We start from the raw sequence: 3596 nt of genomic DNA, 5'->3' as shown, positions 1-3596 counted from the left end.
GCCACGCTCAACTTCGAGATCATGGAGCCGGCGTCGAACAGCCCGGCTGACATGGCCCTGACCCGCATCAAGGATGGGACGTACAACCGCTGGTTCGTCAGCGCCCTCTATGGCCGCCAATACCCGGCCGACATCGTGGCTCACTACGCGCCGCACTTCCCGAACGGGATGGACTTCATTCAGCCGGGCGACTTCGAGGCCATCGCCGCGCCGACCGACTTCCTGGGCATCAACTACTACACCCGCAGCGTCGTGCGCGACGAGACGGCGGCCGACAACTGGCCCCAGACGCATTGGCCCGACCGGCCGAAGACGGACATGTACAACGACATGGTTCTGCGCATCGGTTGGGAGATTTACCCTGAGGGCCTCTACAAGCTGCTGAATCGCCTCCACTTTGAGTACAACCCGCCCAAGTTCTACATCACCGAGAACGGCGCGAGCTTCAGCGTCGGCCCGGACGAGAACGGCCGTGTGCCCGACGAGCGCCGGCGGGCCTTCCTGCGCGACCACATAGCCGCCGCGCGTCGCGCGATGGACAACGGCGTGCCGCTGGCCGGCTACTTCGTCTGGTCGCTGCTGGACAACTTCGAGTGGGCCAAGGGGTACACCCAGCGCTTTGGCATGGTCTGGGTTGACTACGAGACGCAGCAACGCATCCCCAAGGACAGCGCCCTCTGGTATCGCGACGTGATCGCCAACAACGGCTTTGAATAGCGGCTAGGGAAGAGCGCTCTTCCCTAGCCCCTAACCCCTAGCCCCTAGCTTTGCGTGAGACTTTCTTCTCTGCTCAATGCGCGGATAATCCCCACACATGGATACAAAGCGGGGTGAGCCTGGGTTAGCGGCGGCGCTGGTGTTGGCAATGTGGATCGGCGGGACGGCGCTGGCCCTCTACGTACCGGCCTGGATGACGGAGCAGATCACGCTGGCCGGGGGGGAGGCGTGGTCGGCGTGGAATGGGGTCGCGATCGTCGCCACCCACGCGCTGGTCGCCGGGCTGCCGGCGTGGCTGGCCGCGCTACGGGCCCGCGACCCGCGCTACCGGGCCATCTTCCGCGCCTGGGCGCTGGCCGCGCTGTTCGCCCTCTTGCTGATGCCGGTGCGGCTGGCCGGGCCGACAGAGGCGCAGCCGGCCGCCTGGCTCCAGATAGGTTGCGTCTTACTCTACCTGGGCTTGCTGTGGCTCATTCGCCGCCGCGCCGGCGCGGCCGACGGGGTCGACCGGCCGGCTCCGCCCGCCCGGGCCGGCCGCCACGGCTGGGGAATCGCCCTGGCGGCGGGGCTGGGCCTGGCGCTGCCGTGGGCGGCGTGGGGGGCGCTGGGGTCGCCCCTTGATACGCTGCTCAATGTGGCCGCCGCGCTGCTCTTCGGGCTGGCCGCCGGCCAAACGTTGGAGGACGCGCTGTTGTCCCTGTTCGCCGGCGCGGCCGGCCGCCCGGCGGCCGGTATTCTCCTCGGCGGCGTGGTCATCGCAGCTATGTTGGCGATCATGGGGCCGGCCTTCGGCGTCAATGGCCAGCAAATCATCTTTCTGTTCCTGTTGCCGGCGTTGGGATGGGCGGCAGCCACGCTGGCCTGGTGGAGTCAGGAAGACGGGCGGGCCGCTGGGCTGTTCCTGGGGCTGGCCGTGGCCGCGCCACTGCTCTTCATCGACCCCGACGAACTGTCCATCATGCTCAACCTGGGCGCGCGCGACGTGGGCTTCTACGCCGTCTTCGCCACCCTGCTGGGCGCGGCGGGCGGGCTGCTGCTCGGCCTGCTGGGGCTGCTGCTGGCGCTGGCCTGGCCTCGGCGGCGCGCCGGACGAGGGGCTGCGGCGTTGGCCGCGCTCGCGGGGCTGGGGGCCGGCGGGCTGCTGCTGGCGGTCTACTTCCTCTTCGGCCAGCCGGGCTGGCACGGCGAGCGCTTGTTCGTCATCCTGCGCGACCAGGCCGACATCGGGGTCGCCGTCGCCATCGCCGACCCGGTCGAGCGGCGCGACTTCGTCTACCACACGCTGGCCCACCACGCCAGCGCCACCCAGGCCGACCTGCGCCGGGCGCTGGACGCCGCCGGCATCGATTACACGCCCTACTACCTGTCCAACAGCCTGGAAGTGAGCGGCGGGCCGCTGCTAAAGTGGTGGCTGGCGCGCCGGCCGGAGGTCGAGCGCATCCTCGACAGTCCAACGCTGCGCCCCTTGCCGGCCCCTTCGCCGGCCGCGCTCGGCGCCTTTGACAGCCAGCCGGACGATCTGCTGTGGAACGTGCTGGCCGTTGGCGCGCCGCGCGTCTGGGACGAGTTGGGCGCGCGCGGGGCGGGCATCATCATCGGCCAGGCCGACTCCGGCGTCGACGGCGCGCACCCGGAGTTGCGCGACACCTACCGCGGCAACCAACCCGAGGAGGCGACCGGCTTGACCGGGGGCAACGACTACAACTGGCTCGACCCCTGGAACCACACCACCGCCCCGACCGACCGCATGGGCCACGGCACGCACACCCTGGGGTCGGCGCTGGGCCGCTCCGTCGGCGTAGCCCCGGACGCGACGTGGATCGGCTGCGTCAACCTGGCCCGCAACCTGGGCAACGCGCCGCGCTACCTCGACTGCTTCCAGTTCCTCTTCGCCCCCTTCCCCCAGGACGGCGACGCACTGGCCGACGGCCGGCCAGACTTGGGCGCGCACGTGCTGAACAACTCCTGGGGCTGCCCTGACGTGGAGGGGTGCGACGCGGCCGCGCTGCTGCCGGCGGTACGGGCGCTGCGGGCGGCGGGCGTCTTCGTCGTCGCCTCGGCCGGCAACGACGGCGACGCTTGCAGCACAGTCTACGCGCCCATCGCCCTCTACGATGAGGTGTTCACCGTCGGCGCGACCGACATCTTCGACGCGGTGGCTTCCTTCAGCAGCCGCGGCCCGGTGCTAGCCGACGGCAGCGGTCGCACCAAGCCCGACGTCGTCGCCCCCGGCGTGGACATCGTCTCGGCCTACCCCGGTGGGACTTACGAGACGCTGGAGGGCACGTCCATGGCCGGGCCGCACGTGGTGGGCGTCGTCGCCCTGCTGTGGTCGGCCAACCCGGCCCTCATCGGCGACATCGAGCGGACGGAGCGGCTGCTGGCGGAGACGGCCCAACCGCTGGAAGCAGACGACGCGCTGTGCGGCGACCTCTACCCGAACAACGCCGCCGGCTATGGCCTGGTGGACGCCTACACCGCCGTCCGCCGGGCGCTCGAAGAGGTATCATCCGCAGATTAGGCAGATTAAGAGGCTCACGCAAAGCACGCCAAGTGCGCTAAGAGCGCCAAGAAAGAGACTTCTTTGCGTTATTAGCGCACTTGGCGTGCTTTGCGTGACTCTTTCTTCTTCAAATCTGCCCAATCTGCTTAATCTGCGGATGATCCCTCTTACATCAACTCGACGATGGTCGCCTCGCCCTGCCCCACACCAACACAGAGCGTTGCCAAGCCATAGCGCATTGGCTCGCCGGCGTCTCGCCGGCGCTTCATCTCGTGCAGCAGCGTCGTCAGAATGCGCGCTCCGGAGCAGCCCAGCGGGTGGCCCAGAGCGATGGCCCCGCCGTTGACGTTGACGATCTCCGGCCGCATCCCCAACT

Annotated in this window: 2 protein-coding genes and 1 pseudogene; 2 read left to right on the top strand and 1 reads right to left on the bottom strand. The window is 69.3% G+C overall.

Annotation, left to right across the window (positions count from 1 at the left end; genetic code table 11):
* Both ACE3UY_RS16760 and ACE3UY_RS16755 read left to right on the top strand, forming a co-directional pair.
* Window positions 1-717: glycoside hydrolase family 1 protein (locus ACE3UY_RS16760; RefSeq protein ID WP_374688635.1), on the top strand; the 717-nt coding region annotated here is incomplete at its 5' end.
* 97 nt (window positions 718-814) lie between these two features.
* Complete coding sequence (locus ACE3UY_RS16755) at window positions 815-3238, top strand: S8 family serine peptidase (RefSeq protein ID WP_374688634.1); 2424 nt, start codon at window positions 815-817, stop codon at window positions 3236-3238.
* Between the two features lie 149 nt (window positions 3239-3387).
* Here the strand turns inward: ACE3UY_RS16755 and ACE3UY_RS16750 are convergent.
* Window positions 3388-3596: pseudogene (locus ACE3UY_RS16750) on the bottom strand (3-oxoadipyl-CoA thiolase); the annotation flags it as partial.

The organism is Promineifilum sp. (SeqCode), assembly GCF_041918635.1.
Classification (GTDB): Bacteria; Chloroflexota; Anaerolineae; order Promineifilales; family Promineifilaceae; genus Promineifilum.
The sequence above is the reverse complement of the archived record's forward strand: the minus strand, read 5'-3'. Positions and strand labels throughout refer to the sequence as shown.

What these genes read in the sequence shown, in the direction of transcription:
- ACE3UY_RS16755 (WP_374688634.1), top strand. Translation starts at nt 815, where the DNA reads ATGGATACAAAGCGGGGTGAGCCTGGGTTAGCGGCGGCGCTGGTGTTG.